General features: G+C 67.1%; 13 protein-coding genes. 3 read left to right on the top strand and 10 right to left on the bottom strand.

The genetic code is table 11. The features are described from left to right. Window positions 1-58: 58 nt before the first annotated feature. Both ACQP2D_RS15520 and ACQP2D_RS15525 read right to left on the bottom strand, forming a co-directional pair. Complete coding sequence (locus ACQP2D_RS15520) at window positions 59-2,470, bottom strand: thiamine pyrophosphate-dependent enzyme (RefSeq protein WP_433684390.1); 2,412 nt, start codon at window positions 2,468-2,470, stop codon at window positions 59-61. A 188-nt stretch (window positions 2,471-2,658) separates the two neighbouring features. Next, window positions 2,659-3,012: a MerR family transcriptional regulator gene (locus ACQP2D_RS15525; RefSeq protein WP_433684391.1), complete on the bottom strand. Its 354-nt coding sequence runs from the start codon at window positions 3,010-3,012 to the stop codon at window positions 2,659-2,661. A 67-nt stretch (window positions 3,013-3,079) separates the two neighbouring features. Between ACQP2D_RS15525 and ACQP2D_RS15530 the strand changes: the two genes are divergently transcribed. Then, window positions 3,080-3,919 carry an amidohydrolase family protein gene (locus tag ACQP2D_RS15530; protein ID WP_433684392.1) on the top strand — a complete coding sequence of 280 codons (840 nt, stop codon included), beginning with the start codon at window positions 3,080-3,082 and terminating at the stop codon, window positions 3,917-3,919. Here the strand turns inward: ACQP2D_RS15530 and pgl are convergent. Genes pgl through tkt form a run of 5 tightly spaced genes read right to left on the bottom strand, consistent with a single transcriptional unit; the run spans window position 3,858 to window position 10,341 of the window. Continuing rightward, complete coding sequence (gene pgl, locus ACQP2D_RS15535; RefSeq protein WP_433684393.1) at window positions 3,858-4,601, bottom strand: 6-phosphogluconolactonase; 744 nt, start codon at window positions 4,599-4,601, stop codon at window positions 3,858-3,860. The two genes, ACQP2D_RS15530 and pgl, sit on opposite strands and share 62 nt — an antisense overlap. After that, on the bottom strand, window positions 4,594-5,502 hold the full coding sequence (gene opcA, locus ACQP2D_RS15540; RefSeq protein ID WP_433685666.1) for a glucose-6-phosphate dehydrogenase assembly protein OpcA: 909 nt from the start codon (window positions 5,500-5,502) through the stop codon (window positions 4,594-4,596). The genes pgl and opcA overlap by 8 nt, the downstream gene beginning before the upstream one ends. Then, on the bottom strand, window positions 5,499-7,058 hold the full coding sequence (gene zwf, locus ACQP2D_RS15545) for a glucose-6-phosphate dehydrogenase (RefSeq protein WP_433684394.1): 1,560 nt from the start codon (window positions 7,056-7,058) through the stop codon (window positions 5,499-5,501). Before zwf ends, opcA begins: the two co-directional genes overlap by 4 nt. Window positions 7,059-7,062: 4 nt before the next feature. Continuing rightward, window positions 7,063-8,193 (bottom strand): transaldolase, encoded by a 1,131-nt coding sequence (gene tal, locus ACQP2D_RS15550; RefSeq protein WP_433684395.1) that lies wholly within the window; start codon window positions 8,191-8,193, stop codon window positions 7,063-7,065. Window positions 8,194-8,199: 6 nt separating this feature from the next. After that, window positions 8,200-10,341: a transketolase gene (gene tkt / locus ACQP2D_RS15555; protein ID WP_433684396.1), complete on the bottom strand. Its 2,142-nt coding sequence runs from the start codon at window positions 10,339-10,341 to the stop codon at window positions 8,200-8,202. 386 nt (window positions 10,342-10,727) lie between these two features. Between tkt and ACQP2D_RS15560 the strand changes: the two genes are divergently transcribed. Beyond that, complete coding sequence (locus tag ACQP2D_RS15560; protein ID WP_433684397.1) at window positions 10,728-11,717, top strand: heme o synthase; 990 nt, start codon at window positions 10,728-10,730, stop codon at window positions 11,715-11,717. On the opposite strand, the gene ACQP2D_RS15565 is transcribed toward ACQP2D_RS15560, so the two are convergent. Together ACQP2D_RS15565 and ACQP2D_RS15570 are read right to left on the bottom strand one after the other, a co-directional pair. After that, entirely contained in the window at window positions 11,714-13,174 is a 1,461-nt protein-coding gene (locus ACQP2D_RS15565; protein ID WP_433684398.1) for an FAD-dependent monooxygenase, read from the bottom strand. The genes ACQP2D_RS15560 and ACQP2D_RS15565 overlap by 4 nt on opposite strands. A 74-nt stretch (window positions 13,175-13,248) precedes the next feature. Further along, window positions 13,249-14,235 carry a zinc-binding dehydrogenase gene (locus tag ACQP2D_RS15570; RefSeq protein ID WP_433684399.1) on the bottom strand — a complete coding sequence of 329 codons (987 nt, stop codon included), beginning with the start codon at window positions 14,233-14,235 and terminating at the stop codon, window positions 13,249-13,251. Between the two features lie 86 nt (window positions 14,236-14,321). On the opposite strand from ACQP2D_RS15570, the gene ACQP2D_RS15575 reads away from it, so the two are divergent. Then, window positions 14,322-14,924 (top strand): TetR/AcrR family transcriptional regulator, encoded by a 603-nt coding sequence (locus ACQP2D_RS15575; RefSeq protein WP_433684400.1) that lies wholly within the window; start codon window positions 14,322-14,324, stop codon window positions 14,922-14,924. Window positions 14,925-15,005: 81 nt separating this feature from the next. Here the strand turns inward: ACQP2D_RS15575 and ACQP2D_RS15580 are convergent, their stop codons facing one another. Continuing rightward, the gene (locus ACQP2D_RS15580; protein WP_433684401.1) at window positions 15,006-15,971 is read right to left on the bottom strand and encodes a quinone oxidoreductase family protein; all 966 of its coding nucleotides are present in this window, start codon (window positions 15,969-15,971) and stop codon (window positions 15,006-15,008) included. Window positions 15,972-15,977: the final 6 nt, after the last annotated feature.

A 15,977-nucleotide genomic window follows, 5' to 3' on the forward strand; every position in this document is an offset into this window, starting at 1 on the left:
TCGTCGGGTCCGCGATATGGACGGCCCATGCCGTCCCGCAAAGACGGGCAAGGGCGGTTCAGCGGGCGGTCAGCAGTTTGGTGGCGGCCGACTCGATTCGGGGTTCGTCCAAGAGGACGGTGGTGGCGGCGGGGCCTAGCGGGATGAAGCTGTCTTGGCTGGTGACGCGGGTGATCGGGCCGTCGAAGCCCGCGTCGATCAGGGCAGCGCAGATGGATTCGGAGATGCCGCCGGTGCGGCGGGTTTCATCGGCGATGAGCACGCGCCCGGTGGCGCGGGCGTGCTGGAGGAGGTCGTCGATGGGGAGGGGATTGAGCCAGCGCAGGTCGAGAACTCGGACATCGATGCCTTGCGTTGAGAGGCGTTGCGCCGCGCGCAGACTCATGGGGACGCCGTTGGCGAAGGTGACAATGGTGAGGTCGCGGCCGTCGCCGTAGACGCGGGCGCTGCCGATGGCGATGTGATCGGTCTCGGAGGTCGTTGCGAGCCAGGCGTTGTCGCCTGGACGGTACAGGTCGCGGGTGTGGTAGAGGGCGATGGGTTCGAGGTAGACGCAGACCCGGCCGTCGACACGGGCGGCGGAGACACAGGTGCGGAGCATGGCGGCGGCATCATCGGCGCGGGCGGGGGAGGCGATGATCAGGCCCGGGATATCGCGCAGTGCCGCAATGGAATTGTCATTGTGGAAGTGACCGCCGAACCCCTTCTGATAGGCATATCCGGCGATCCGGACGACCATCGGATTCCGGTATCGCCCTTGCGAAAAGTACGACAGGGTCGCGGCTTCGCCGCGCAACTGGTCGGCGGCATTGTGCACATAGGCGAGGTATTGAATCTCCGGAATCGGTACGAATCCGGCGAGTCCTGCACCCAAAGCCGTTCCGAGCACACTCTGCTCATCGAGCAGCGTATCGAATACCCGCCGCGCTCCGAACTGCTTCCGCAGCCCTTTGGTGACGCCGTACACGCCGCCCTTCTGCCCGACATCCTCGCCGAACACGAGCACATCGGCGTCTCGCGCCAACAGATCCGCGAGCGTCTGGTTGACCGCCTGCGCAAAGGTCACCGGATCACCCTTGGCCGTCGTATGTTCCATCGTGCCGTTGGCGGACGTGTTGTCGCTTCCGGTGTCGTATGCGGCTGTGGTGTCGTGAGTGACCGTGGTGGCGCTTGCCGTGTCGCGAGTATTCGTGCGGTCCGGCGGCGTCTCGCCGGCGGTGACCTCGGCGACCGGCGTGGCGGTGCCCGATTGCCCGTTGCCGCATGGTCTTTCGTCGCGCTGGCTGAGCCGCGCACCGTTGGGAATATCGGACCGGAGCGAACCTTGACGGAAGACGTCGGCGCGCACCATGTCCGGGTGTAGCTGCGCCAACGGTGCCATGATGTCGGCCGCGGATGTCAGTTTCGGTTCGCGCCAGACCGATTCGGCCGTGGCGGTGACCCGCGCGCCGATATCGTCGTAGCGTTCCAGGATTTCGGCTGGGGTGGCAACTCCCGAGGAGACCAGGAGGCGCGCGGTCGCGGTGACCGGATCGCGCACGAGGTCGGCGGTGATATCGGCCGGGCGGCGGTAGGCGGATTCGACATCGGATCCGGCATGACCGAGCAAGCGAACGGTACGCAGGTGGAGGAAGGCGGGTTTACGGCTTTCGCGAACCCAATCGGCCGCCTCCACGGCGGTCAGCGCGGCGTCGAGGAGATCGCAGCCGTCGGCATCGAAGTACCGCAGGCCGACGCGGATGCCATAGGCCTGTTCGATCCAATCCGGCGGCGTCGGGACGCTGATGCCGATGCCGTTGTCCTCGCAGACGAACAGCAGTGGCAGCGGAACCCCTTGGTGCGCAGTATGAATCGCGGCATTGATGGCACCGGTGGCCGTGGAGTGATTGGCCGAGGCATCACCGAAACTGCAGAGCACCACCGAATCCGACGGCCATTCGCAGGCGACGCCGAGTCGGGCCGCGCGTTCGATCGCGAAGGCGAGTCCGACGGCGCGCGGCAGATGTGAGGCGATGGTGGAGGTCTGCGGTATCACCGACGCCGGTTTGCTGCCGAAGACCTTATGCCTGCCACCGGATATCGGTTCGGCGGCCGCGGCGACCACACCGAGCAGCACATCTCGGATGGGGTCGAGGCCTGGTACCTGCATGGCCCGGTGCACGAAGAACGCCCCGGAGCGGTAGTGCAGCAATGCCGGATCGGTGGGGCGCAGGGCCGCCGCCACCGCCGCATTGCCCTCGTGTCCGGAGGATCCGATGCTGTAGTAGCCGCGTTTCGCATTGCCCAAACGGCGCGCCGCCAGGTCGAGATGCCTGCTCGTCGCCTGCGATTCGAACAGCTCCAGGCACTGGGTTCCGGTCAGCCCAGCACCCGTCTCGAGCGGCTGTTCGACGGGACGGCGCGGCTGCGGTGTCAGCGCCGATACCTCGGCACGAAACCGCTCATCAAGGTCGACTCGCTGTTCGCTCACCGTGTGATCATCTCCGACGAACGCCGCCTCAGGTACCGCATTTCAATCGAATTTCTGAAAATATTTTGACAACTGCGGCAGCCATGAGGAACTTCTCCGTGAAATCCTTGCCTTGGATCCAGGATTTATCGGCGATAAACAGTTCGCCGGTCAACCGAGATGAGTGCGCGGAGGGCGACGCGCGGCCGTCAACGCGACTGTTCGGTCTCCGAGATCGTGCGTCGCAGCAGATCGCGAGCGGCATCCAGTTCGGTCGCACGCCGATCCAACTCCGCCAGTCGCTCCTGTAGCGCGGGCAGCACCCCGGGACAGGCGCGCAACGCACCCCCGTCCCCGGTGCACGGCAGCACCTGCCCGATCACCCGGGTCGAGAGTCCCGCGGCGAGCAATGCGCGAATCCGCGCGACACGCTCCTCGGCCCCAGCGTCGTACTCGCGATACCCGTTATGGCGGCGCTCGGCCGAGAGCAGTCCGACGCGCTCGTAATACCGCAACAGCCGTTCGCTGGTACCCGTGCGGCTGGCCAGCTCACCGATCAGCATGACTTGACCTTCTCATGGTGTCAGGGATCAACACTGAGCGCCGCAGCTCGATTCCTGAGGAGAACCATTGATCATCGACGCGCACAGCCATGTACACGACCCGCTTGCCGACCACATCGCGCTACTCGATGAGGCGGGCGTGGACAAAACCGTGCTCTTCATGACCAGACCGCATCCCGAACGCGCCCGAGACCTCACCGAACTGCGCCAGGAGATGGACCGCCTGCACCAAGCGCTGGCTGGCGGCGGCGGCCTCGGCCGCGAAACGGCTCGGCGCGAACTCGACGCGGCACTGTCCGCCTACCCGGACCGCTTCATCGGCTTCGCCTCGGTACCGCTCGACGCACCCGATATCGATGTCATTGTCGACCGCGATGTGGTCGGCCACGGACTGCGCGGCATCGGTGAGTTGACCCTGCCGCCCGACCAGGCCGTCCTGATCGAGCCGGTACTCCGTGCCGCCAACGATCACCGTGGGCTCCCCGTCGTCGTCCACGGCGCCTCGCCCACCACCGCTGCCGACCTGCGCACCCTGAACGAGCTGGCACGACGCTACCCGCGCGTGCCCCTCGTGGTATCCCAACTCGGCGGCACGCACTGGATGGACGCGATCGAACTGGTCCGCGACACCCCGAATATGTACCTCGAACTGTCCACTGCCAGTATCGTTTTCGCGGTCCGCCTGGCCATCGCCGAAATTCCCGAGCGCACCCTCTTCGGCTCGGACGCTCCCTACGGCGACCCGCTCCTCGCGCGCACCACCGTCGAACGATCCACGCGCTCCCCGCAGGTGCGTGAACTCGTCCTCGGCGGAACAGTGCAGCAGTTGCTGAACCAGCTGGGCGCTAGGGCAGTGCGGCAGCAGCCTCTCGATCCAGCAGCCACGTCGTGGATTCCGACCCGGTAGCGCCCGCCGCGGGGATATCGACCGGGTCGGCGCCCGCGAGCGCCGCGGCCACGGCGTCGGCTTTGGCCGCACCGCCGACAACCAATACGACATGTCGCGAATGCCGCACCGCGGGCAGCGTCAGCGTGACCCGCACCGGCGGCGGCTTCGGCGAATTCGGTACCGCGACAACGAGTTCGTGCTGTTCCCGAACCGCATCGGTGTGCGGGAACAGCGAATTCACATGTCCCTCACCGCCCATACCGAGCAGATGCAGATCGAATGCCCCATGCTCGGCGAGGTGTGCGTGCACCGCCGTCGAGTACTCCGCGGCGGCCTCGACCGGATCCGGATACTCGCCGTCGGACGTGGCAACCGGATGCACCCGGGACGGATCGACCGGCACGTGATCGAGCAGCGCCTGCCGCGCCTGCAGATCGTTGCGCTCCGAATCGCCCGCGGGCACGAATCGCTCGTCACCCCAGAACACATCGAGCCGCGACCAGTCGATATCCCCTGGCGACTTGCGAACCAGCTCCAACAGTCCGATCCCGGTCCCGCCGCCGGTCAATACGACCGACGCGGAGCCGCGGGCGGTCTGCGCGGCCACCACGACCTCGACGAATCGCGCCGCCGCCGCTGCCACGAGCGCATCGGTACCGGCGTGCACTGCGACCGTGGGGGCTGCCGAGTCCTCACTCATAGGTCACCCTCTCGATTCCGGCGAGCGCCTCGGCGTAGATTTCGTCGGCGTCGAGCCGTCGCAGTTCTTCGGCGAGGCAATCACGAGTTTCCCGGCGCGCCAAGGCGATTCGCTGATCCGGATCGCCCGTGCGGGTGAGCGTCGCGGTCCGGCCGGTCTGCGGCCGCTCGATCGCGATCGACACCGTCGGGCGATGCACCTCCACCCGCAACGCGCCGGAACGCCGACGCACCGGGCATTCGAGCCGGGCGGCCAGCCATCCGGCGAGCATATCCAGCGCCGGTTCGTCACGCAGTCCGGAGATGGTCACCGAATCCACCGGCTCGAACGGCGGCTCGTCCATGGCGGCCGCGAGCAGCGCCCGCCAGTAGGTGATGCGACTCCACGCCAGATCGGTATCCCCGGAGGCGTAGCTACCGAGCCGCTTCTTGATCGTCGCCTGCGGATCGGCGGCGAAGGTGGCATCGGTGATGCGGCGAGTCGCCAAGCGCCCCACCGAATCCTTGGACGGGAACTCCGGGGCTCCACGCGGCCACCACGCGACCACCGGGGTGTCCGGCAGCAGGAACGGGATGACGACGCTGCTCTCGTGATTGATCAGATCGCCCTGTAGCCGCAGCACTATCACCTCGGCCGCGCCCGCATCGCCGCCGACGCGGATCTGGGCGTCGAGCCTGGTCTCGGCCTCCCGATCGCCACGGGCCAGCACGACCACCCGACAGGGATGTTCGCGACTGGCGTCATTGGCCGCATCGATGGCGTCCTCGGCCTCGGAACTGTCCAGGGTGCATACGACCAGGGTCAGCACCCGGCCCATGGTGATCACGCCATTGCTCTCGCGCAGCCGCACCAGCCGCTTGGTGACCTCGCCGGTCGTGGTCTGCGGCATATCCACGATCATGGCCGCCGCCATTCGCGCCCCGTGCGGGCGAGCATTTCGTCGGCCGAGGCCGGACCCCAGGTACCCGCCTCGTACTGTTCGGGTTTGCCTTCGGTGGACCAGTGTTCGAGCACCGGATCCAGGATGCGCCAGGACAATTCGACCTCCGCGTTCACCGGGAACAGCGACGGCACCCCGAGCAGTACGTCGAGGATCAGCCGTTCATAGGCCTCGGGAGAGGATTCGGTGAACGACTCGCCGTAGCTGAAATCCATATTGACGTCGCGCACTTCCATGCTCGACCCGGGCACCTTCGAACCGAACCGCGTGGTAATGCCCTCATCGGGCTGTACCCGGATCACCAGGGCGTTCTGCCCGAGATCTTCGGTCATCGTATTGTCGAACGGCAGATGCGGTGCCCGCTTGAAAACCACCGCGATCTCGGTCACCCTGCGGCCCAGGCGTTTTCCGGTGCGCAGGTAGAACGGGACGCCCGCCCAGCGACGGGTGTCGACCTCGAGAGTGATCGCCGCGTAGGTCTCGGTGCGCGACTGCGGGTCGAAGCCCTCCTCGTCGAGCAGCCCGACCACATGCTCGCCACCCTGCCAGCCCTGCGCGTACTGGCCGCGTGCGGTGGTTTCATCAAGGGGTTCAACGAGTTTGGTCGCCGAGAGCACCTTGATCTTCTCGGCCTGCAGCTGTTTGGGCTCGAAGCTGATCGGCTCCTCCATCGCGGTCAGCGCGAGCAGCTGCAGCAGATGGTTCTGGATGACGTCGCGGGCGGCGCCGATGCCGTCGTAATAGCCTGCGCGCCCGCCCAATCCGATGTCCTCGGCCATGGTGATCTGGACGTGGTCGACGTAGTTGGCGTTCCAGATCGGATCGTAGAGCTGGTTGGCGAAGCGCAGCGCCAAGATGTTCTGCACCGTCTCCTTGCCGAGATAGTGATCGATGCGGAACACCGTCTCTTCCGGGAAAACCCGGTTGACCAGCGCATTGAGTTCGACCGCGCTGTCCAGATCATGTCCGAACGGCTTCTCGATCACCACCCGGCGCCACAGCTTGCGGCCCTCGGCATCGGTCGTCGACGGTTGCGCCAGTTTGTGTTCGGAGAGCTGATCGAGCACCACCGGGAACATATTCGGCGGAATCGACAGGTAGAAGGCGTGATTGCCGCCGGTGCCGCGGTCCTTGTCCAGCTTCGCCAGGGTGTCGGCGAGTTTGGCGAAGGCGGCATCGTCGTCGAAGGAGCCCTGCACGAACCGGATGCCCTCGGCCAGGTGATCCCAGACCTCCTGACGGAAGGGCGTGCGCGCATGGGCCTTTACCGCCTCGAGCACGACCTTCGCGAAATCCTCATCCGCGTAGTCTCGGCGGGCGAAGCCGACCAATGCGAAGCCCGGGGGCAGCAGCCCCCGGTTCGCCAGATCGTAGATGGCCGGCATCAGCTTCTTCCGGGACAGATCGCCGGTGACGCCGAAGATCACCATGCTGCACGGGCCCGCGATGCGGGGCACTCGCTTATCCCGCTCGTCGCGGAGCGGGTTCTTCCAGGTATTCGTCTGTGTGCCAGCCATCGGGTCAGTTTTCCCCGGACTTGGCGAGTTCGCCTGCCGTGGCGGTGAGCAGCTCCTCCCACGACTTCTCGAACTTCTCCACGCCCTCGCGCTCGAGCACGTCGAACACGTCGTCCAGGTCGATCCCGACCGCAGTGAGCTGGTCGAAGACCGCCTGCGCCGCCGCGGCGGTACCGCTGACGGTGTCACCGCGGACCTCGCCGTGATCGGCGACGGCCTCGAGGGTCTTCTCCGGCAGGGTGTTCACGGTATTCGCCGCCACCAGCTCGGTGACATACAGCGTGTCGGAGTAGTCCGGATTCTTCACACCCGTCGAAGCCCACAGCGGCCGTTGCCGATTCGCACCCGCCGAGGCCAGGTGCGCGTAGGTCGAGGTGTGAGCGCCACCGTCGAAGACGTCCTGATATTCGGCGTAGGCCAGGCGCGCGTTCGCGACGCCCGCCTGCCCGCGCAGTGCCAGAGCCTCCGGCGTGCCGATGGCCTCGAGCCGCTTATCGATTTCGGTATCCACCCGGGAGACGAAGAACGAAGCGACCGAATGGATCTTGGCCAGATCGTGGCTGGCGCCCTTGGCATTGCGCAGACCGTCGATGTAGGCGCCCATCACCTGGCGGTAGCGCTCGACCGAGAAGATCAGGGTCACATTGACGCTGATGCCCTCCGCGATCACCCTGGTGATCGCGGGCAGGCCCGCCTCGGTGGCCGGAATCTTGATGAACAGGTTGGGCCGGTCCACCGTCTTCCACAGATCAATGGCCTGGGCGACGGTCCCGTCGGCATCGAAGGCCAGCCGAGGGTCGACCTCGATGGAGACCCGGCCGTCGACGCCGTTGGAGGCCTCGTAGACCCCGGCCAGTACATCGCAGGCCGCACGCACATCGTCGGTGGTGATGGTGCGGATCGCGGAATCCACGTCCGCGCCTTGGGCGGCAAGCTCTTTCACCTGTCCGTCGTAGGCGTGGCCCTTGCTCAGGGCGCCCTGGAAGATGGTCGGATTGGTGGTGACGCCGACGACGCTGCGGGTCTCGATGAGTTCGGCGAGGTTGCCGGACTGGATCCGGTCCCGCGACAGATCATCGAGCCACACCGATACGCCCGCGGCCGAGAGAGCGGCGAGATTTTCGTTCTGTGCCATGAGCTCTTATCCCTTCACGTTTTCCAGGGTGCGCTGCGCGGCAGCGACTACGGCTTCCGCGGTGATCCCGAACTCGCGGAACAGGGTCTTGAAATCGGCCGAGGCGCCGAAATGCTCGATCGACACGATCTCGCCCGCATCGCCGGTGAACCGGTACCACGGCATTGCGATACCGGCCTCGACGGCCACCCGAGCGGCGACCGCGGGCGGCAGCACCTCGTCCCGGTAAGCCTTGTCCTGCGCGTCGAACCACTCCACACACGGCATCGAGACCACCCGGGTGCCGATGCCCTGCGCCTCCAGCGTAGTGCGCGCGGCCACCGCGAGCTGAAGCTCGGAACCGGTGGCGATCAGGATCACCTGCGGGATACCGGTGGACGCCTCGGCCAGCACGTAGCCGCCCTTCTTGACGCCTTCGTAGCTGGTGCCCTCCTGGATCGGCAGATCCTGGCGGGTGAGCGCCAGTGCGGAAGGTCCGTCCTGGTGGGCGGGCTCGGAGACCGAGAAGTGCGAGGTGTGCTCGCTGCTGTCGCGCTCGAGGATGGTGCGCCAGGCGTAGGTGGTCTCGTTGGCATCGCCGGGGCGAACCACATTGAGGCCGGGGATGGCGCGCAGCGCGGCCAGATGCTCGATCGGCTGATGGGTCGGGCCGTCCTCGCCGAGGCCGATGGAATCGTGGGTCCAGACGTAGATCGCGGGCACCCGCATCAACGCGGCCAGGCGCACGGCCGGACGCATGTAGTCGGAGAACACCAGGAAGGTGCCGCCGTACGGACGGGTCGGTCCATGCAGTGCGATGCCATTGAGGATTGCGCCCATGGCGTGCTCACGCACACCGAAGTGCAGGGTGCGGCCGTACGGGTTGGCCTTCCACATGCCGGTCGAGATCGACTCCGGACCGAAGCTCGGTGCGTCGGGCATGGTGGTGTTGTTGGATTCGGCGAGGTCGGCCGAACCGCCCCACAGTTCGGGCAGTACCGGCGCGAGCGCGGCGAGCACCTTGCCGGACGCCTTGCGGGTGGCCATGCCCTTCGGATCCGCCTCGTACGTCGGCAGATTCGCGGCCCAGCCCGCGGGCAGCTCACGCTTGACGAGCCGATCGAACAGTGCCTTGCGCTCGGGGTTGGCGCCGGCCCACGCGTCGAACTGCTGCTGCCAGGCCGCATGCGCCTGCTGTCCGCGCTCGATCACCTTGCGGGTGTGCGCGATGACCTCGTCGTCGACCTGGAAGTTCTGCTCCGGATCGAAGCCGAGTATCTTCTTGGTGGCGGCCACCTCGTCGGCGCCGAGTGCGGCGCCGTGCGCGGCACCGGTGTTCATCTTGTTCGGGGCCGGGTAGCCGATGATGGTGCGCAGCACGATGATCGACGGCTTGCCAGTCTCCGCCTTGGCCGCGGCCAGCGCCGCCTCGATGGCGACCACATCCTCGCCGCCCTCGACCACCTGCACGTGCCAGCCGTACGCGGCGTAGCGCTCGGCGACGTCCTCGGTGAAGGCGATGGTGGTGTCGTCCTCGATGGAGATCTTGTTGTCGTCGTAGATCACGACCAGATTGCCCAGCTGCTGGGTGCCCGCGAGTGAGGACGCCTCGGAGGTGACGCCTTCCTCCATATCACCGTCGGAGGCGATCACATAGATGAAGTGGTCGAACGGGCTGGTACCGGGTGCGGCCTCCGGATCGAAGAGTCCGCGCTCGCGCCGCGCCGCCATCGCCATGCCGACCGCGGAGGCCAGACCCTGACCCAGCGGGCCGGTGGTGATCTCGACGCCGTCGGTGTGGCGGAATTCGGGGTGACCCGGGGTCAGCGAGCCCCACTTGCGCAGGTGCTCGAGGTCGTCGAGCTCCAGGCCGTAACCGGCGAGATAGAGCTGGATGTACTGGGTCACGCTGGAGTGACCGCAGGACAGGACGAAACGGTCCCGACCGACCCAGCTCGGATCGCTCGGGTCCAGGCGCATGGTGCGCTGGTAGAGCGTGTAGGCCAGCGGTGCGAGGCTCATCGCGGTGCCGGGGTGCCCGTTCCCGGCGTTCTGCACCGCGTCGGCGGCTAGAACCCGAACGGTGTCGACGGCCTTGGTGTCCAGATCCGTCCAGTCGTCCGGGTGGTTCGGCTGAGTGAGGGCGCGGATGTCGTCTGTGACTGACACGACCGAGGTTCTCCTGACATTGGTTTCGTCGAGGGTGGCGGGAGGGTGCACGCGTGGGGGCGTGGAATGCGGACCGGGTTTACCCCAACTACCCTAGATGTGCCCGGTGACCGGCATGTGAGGAACCCGGCTTACTCCGGTTACGTGTCCGATTTCGTTTCCCGTCGCGGACCACGGGGTTACCCATTCGTGGCCGGGTACCGACCGGTCGTGGCGGTGGTGTGGAATCGCTCCGGCGCCGGGCATGAGCGAGGGGCTATGGAAAGAACGCTGTGCGGCTGGGTCTACCATCGTGTGTAGTAGTAGCCGCGCCGCACCAGCACGAGCAGGGAACAGCGCGCTGCTGTTCCATGCCGGATGCGATGCACAGCGTGCGAGGAGAGACAGTGCGGATTGGGCAACAGCCGGGTGGCAATGGTGCACACGGCTCCTCCGCGACGGCGCTGGCCGACCGGTTGACCGGCGATGGCCTGCTGTCCCGACTACTGCGGCGACCGCTCGCCTATATAGCGTTGACGAAGCCGCGCGTCATCGAACTGTTGCTCGTCGCGACCATCCCGACGATGCTGCTGGCCGACCGCGGCCATGTCGATATCCGCCTGATCCTGGCGACCCTGTTCGGCGGCTGGATGGGCGCCGCCAGCGCGAACACGCTCAACTGCGTCGCCGACGCCGATATCGACAAGGTGATGAAGCGGACCGCCAAGCGCCCGCTGGCCCGGGAGGCCGTGCCCACTTCGCATGCCTTCGTCTTCGGCGTGGTGCTCGGCATCGGCTCGTTCGCCTGGCTGTGGTGGCAGGCGAATCTGCTCAGCGGTGTGCTGGTCGTGGCGACCATCCTCTTCTACGTCTTCGTCTACACGCTCGGGCTCAAGCGCCGCACCTCGCAGAATGTGGTGTGGGGCGGCGCGGCCGGTTGTATGCCCGCCCTGGTCGGCTGGTCGGCGGTGACCGGCACCATCGGCTGGCCCGCGATCGCGCTGTTCGGCGTCATCTTCTTCTGGACACCGCCGCACACCTGGGCGCTGGCCATGCGCTACAAAGAGGACTACCGCGCGGCCGGGGTGCCGATGCTGCCGGTGGTGGCCACCGAGCAGGCCGTCACCAAGCAGATCGTCATCTACACCTGGCTCACCGTGCTCACCACGCTCGCGCTGGTTCCCGCGACCGGCGTGGTCTACGCCGCCGTGGCGCTGGTGGCCGGAGCGTGGTTCCTGCTCATGGCGCACCAGCTGTACTCCGGTGTGCGGCGCGGTGAATCGGTGAAGCCGCTGCGACTGTTCCTGCAGTCCAACAACTACCTCGCGGTGGTGTTCTGCGGCCTCGCCGTGGACTCGGTGCTCGGGTGGGACACCGTCGGCAGCTTCTTCGGCTAGTTCGGTCGGTGGGCCGGGGCAGTGGCGATATAGCCGTCCGGTCGGATGCGGAATGTAGTGCCGGGGACTGCGTGGTAGGCGGCGTGGGCGTGGCCGTCGACGTCGACGACATAGCGTCCGCTCGGGTGATCGCCGGGCCGGATCACCTCGTAACGCTCTGTGCCGGGTTGGTCGGCATGTTCGTTGCTCGCGCCGAAGGACAGCACGGTGGCGTGCGGTCCACGGAACAGATCGAACAGTCGGATCGGTTGCCCCGCCTCATCTTTCACTGGGCCATCGGGGGCGCGATCACCGGCGACCAGTGCGCCTCGAGCCGCGGGATCCCGGTAGCTGATATCCAATTGGCGGGTTTCCTCGCCGCGGTCCATGGCGTCCGCATGGCCGTCGACCAGCTTGTCCAACAACTCGGTGCTGATACCGATCACCCGGGCGGCCACCGTTCGCCGCTCGGATTCGTAACTGTCCAGTAGTGATTCGTCCCCGGCCAGGGCGGCGGCGAGCTTCCAGCCGAGGTTGTAGGCGTCCTGAATGCCGGTGTTCATTCCCTGCCCGCCGGTGGGCGGATGGACGTGCGCGGCGTCACCGGCCAGGAATACGCGCCCCTCCCGGAATCGCTGTGCCAGACGGATATTCGGCCGCCAGACCGTGGCCCAGGTGAGATCGGTGAGGACGATATCCGGATTGCCGGAGTACTGGTCGACGAGCTGCTGCAGCACCTCGAGCGAGGGTTCGACGTCCTCGCTCAGCGGTGCGCCGAACTGGAACTGGCTGCCACCGGGCAACGGGGACAACGCGATTCCCTCCATCGGGCGGCCGACCGCGGCGAACCAGTAGCCGTAGTCGTGATCGAGCGCGTCCGCACTGACATCGCCGAGCAGCATTCGGATCGAATCGTCGGTATTGCCCTCGAACGGGATGCCGAGCGTTTTGCGGACCGTGCTGCGGCCGCCGTCCGCGCCGACCAGGTACGCGACACGCACCGTTTCGGCGCCACCGTCGTGCGCCAGTTCGGCGGTGACGCCCGTCTCGTCCTGTTCGAAAGACACCAGCGTCGTGGCCAGTTCGACGCGCACACCGAACTGCGCGAGCCGGTCGCGCAGAATCGCCTCGGTTCGCGACTGACCGAGCACCCAGAGATTGGGGTAGGGGACCGCGGGCGTAGGCTCGACCGGTTCGGCCATGCGATGTTCGCCCGCGAATTCACCGCCGGAGTATGCGCGCATCACCGGTGCCGGTGCTCCGGCCGCACGCACCGCGTCCAGTACGCCGAGATCGTCGAAGACCTCGAGCGTGCGCGGCTGGATGCCGTCGCCGCGTGAGCCCGCGAAGAATGCCGTGGCCCGGTCGATGATGCGCACCGGGATATTGCGGCGGGCCAGTTCGATGGCAAGGGTCAGGCCGGTGGGGCCGGCACCGGTGATGAGTACCTGGGGATGGTCGAGGATGTGGTCGTTCACGATAACTCCGAACTGAATTGACTTGGTGGGCCGCGCAATTGCGGCCCACCCGGACTTTCGATATGCGTCGCGGACTAGTCCGGGACCACCACGACCCGGGCGGCGCCGAACTGTGCGGCCGCCCATGCGTCTTCGATCTTCGACAGCGGGAACTCCTGCACGGCGATGTCGACCCGGCCGTCGGCAATGAACTGCATGTACTCCGGAATCGCGGCCAGGATCGACTGCACCGAAGCGGATCCCGCGCCACTGCCGGAGATGGTGATGCGCCGGCTGCGCAGCAGCGCGGCCGGGACCGCCGCCTCCGCGCCCGCCATGGAACCGATCTGGACATAGGAGATATCCGCGTCGTCCTCGGTCATGCCCTGGCGTCCGAGCGCCGCGAAAGCGGCTTCGGCTGGTGCACCCCACACATAGTCGAGTACGAGACTCGGCGCCTCGGGTCCGATCGCCTCGGCCAGAGCCGCCGCGGTGGCGTCCTTGTCGTCCCGGAGGGTGACGGTGGTCGCGCCATATCCGGCCGCGCGCTCGAGTGCCTCCGGATTGCGTCCCGCCGCGATCACCCGATCCGCGCCGACCAGAAATGCGTTCTGCACGGCCAGCAGACCCGCGGCCCCGGTGGCGCCGAGGATCAGCACGGTGCCGAGCGACTTCTCGCCGTCCGAGGCACGCAGCGCGTCGCGCCGCTCGCGCAGGATCAGCCAGGAGGACAACCCGGGGTTGAGACCACCGGCGATCCGCGCGGGATCGGCGTCGGCCGGGAGCGGAATCCGCATCCGCGATGGCACCGCCATGCGCTCGGCCAGCGTGCCGAAGGGCGCCTGCGGGAAGCCGGTGTAGACGAGCGCGCCGTCGGCGGTGCGGGCGACTCCGTCGATGCCCGGGATCAGCGGGTAGGCGTCGGTGCTGCCGTAGTGCGTGCCGGCCGCCAGCGAGCGCACGATCGGATGAATTCCGGCCGCGACCAGGTCGACGAGTTCCCGACCCTCGGTCACCTGCGGTTCGTCGAAGTCGGCGTACGCGGGAACCTCGCCAGCGCTGCCCAGGACTGCTGCCTTCATGATCTCCACCATTCTGAATTAAAATTCACTGAATCTGAATTCAGTATGGGGGTTGATAGGTTTTCTTGTCAAGGAGGTGGGTGCGAGTGACGTCGAGTCGCCGGGAGAGGTCCGCAGAGACCGAAGAGGCACTGAAGGAGGCGGCGCGGCGGGTATTCGCCGAACGCGGCTACTTGAACACCAAGATCACCGACATCACCGCCGCCGCGGGGCGGGCGGCGGGGTCGTTCTACAACCACTTCGCGAGCAAGGAGGAGCTACTCCAGGCGCTGCTGAACGATCTGGCCTCGGCGGGGGATGAGCGCGCGGAGCAGCCCGAGCACAATCCCGATTTCAGTGATCCGGCGGCGGTGCGGTACCACATCGCCGGGTACTGGACCTTCGCGCGGGAGCACGCCGCCGTGCTGCGCGCGATCAGTCAGGCGGCGATCGTCAGCGCGGACTTCGCGCGCGTCATCGGGCAGTTCGGTGTCGAGCAGCGTGCGGATATCGCCGACCATCTGGATGGCCTGGCCGACAAGGGATTACGGCTGCCGAGCAGTGTCGATGCCAGCCTGGCGATGATGTTCCAGGTCGCTCAGGGCATGCTGACGGCGGTCGAGGACGGGACCGTCCAGTTGACCGATGAACAGGCGATCGAGGGACTGACGCGGTTCATCTACCGCGGACTGACCGGACAGGACTACTGATCCGTCAAAGGATCGGATCACGCTGACGGGCAATGGATTCCGAACCAACGGCCGCACCGGTGCGCGGCCGTTGGACGCGGGTCAGGGCAGCAGGACGATGGACCCGGTGGTCTTGCGGCCCTCGAGATCGCGGTGCGCCTGTGCGGCCTCGGCCAGCGGATAGGTCGCGCCGATCCGGACATGCAGCGTGCCGTTGGCGATGGCAGTGAGGATATCGGTTGCGCGCCAGAGTAATTCGGCGCGGTCGCGGGTGTAGTGCACCAGCGTCGGGCGGGTGACGAACAGTGAGCCCGCGGGGTTCAGGCGCTGCAGGTCGAACGGCGGTACCGGGCCGCTGGCCGCGCCGAAGAGGGCGAGCGTGCCACGGATGCGCAGCGATGCGAGGCTGGCTTCGAAGGTGGCCGCGCCGACGCCGTCGTATACCGCGGCGACGCCGACACCACCGGTCAGCGCGCGGACCCGCTCGGCGAGGTCGTCGGTATAGCGCAGCACCTCGGTGGCGCCCGCTTCGCGCGACAGCTTTTCCTTCGCGTCGGAGGAGACGGTGGTGATCACCCGGACCCCGCGTGCGGCGGCGAGCTGGGTGAGCAGCAGGCCGACGCCGCCCGCGCCCGCGTGCACGAGTACGGTTTCGCCGGGTTCGGGCTTGTAGATCGATTCGATGAGGTAGTGCGCGGTCATGCCCTGCAGCAGCGCCGAGGCTGCAACCGGTGCGTCGACACCATCGGGCACCTTGATCGCGACCGCGGCCGGTACCGCGACCCGCTGGGCGTAACTGCCGGGCGCCGCGGCCCAGGCCACTCGATCGCCGACCGCGAATTCGGTCACATTCGCGCCGATCTCGGCCACCACACCGGTGCCCTCGGCACCGGGAACATAGGGGACCGCCTGCGGGTAGCGGCCGGTGCGGATGTAGGTATCGATGAAGTTGATGCCGATCGCTTCGGTGTCGACGAGCAGTTGATCCGGACCGACCTGCGGATCCGGCACCTCGACGTAGTTCAGGACCTCGGGACCACCGTGCTCGGAAACCTGAATGGCGTGCATGAGATC

This window comes from Nocardia sp. CA-119907, assembly GCF_050955995.1.
In the GTDB taxonomy this organism is placed as follows: domain Bacteria; phylum Actinomycetota; class Actinomycetes; order Mycobacteriales; family Mycobacteriaceae; genus Nocardia.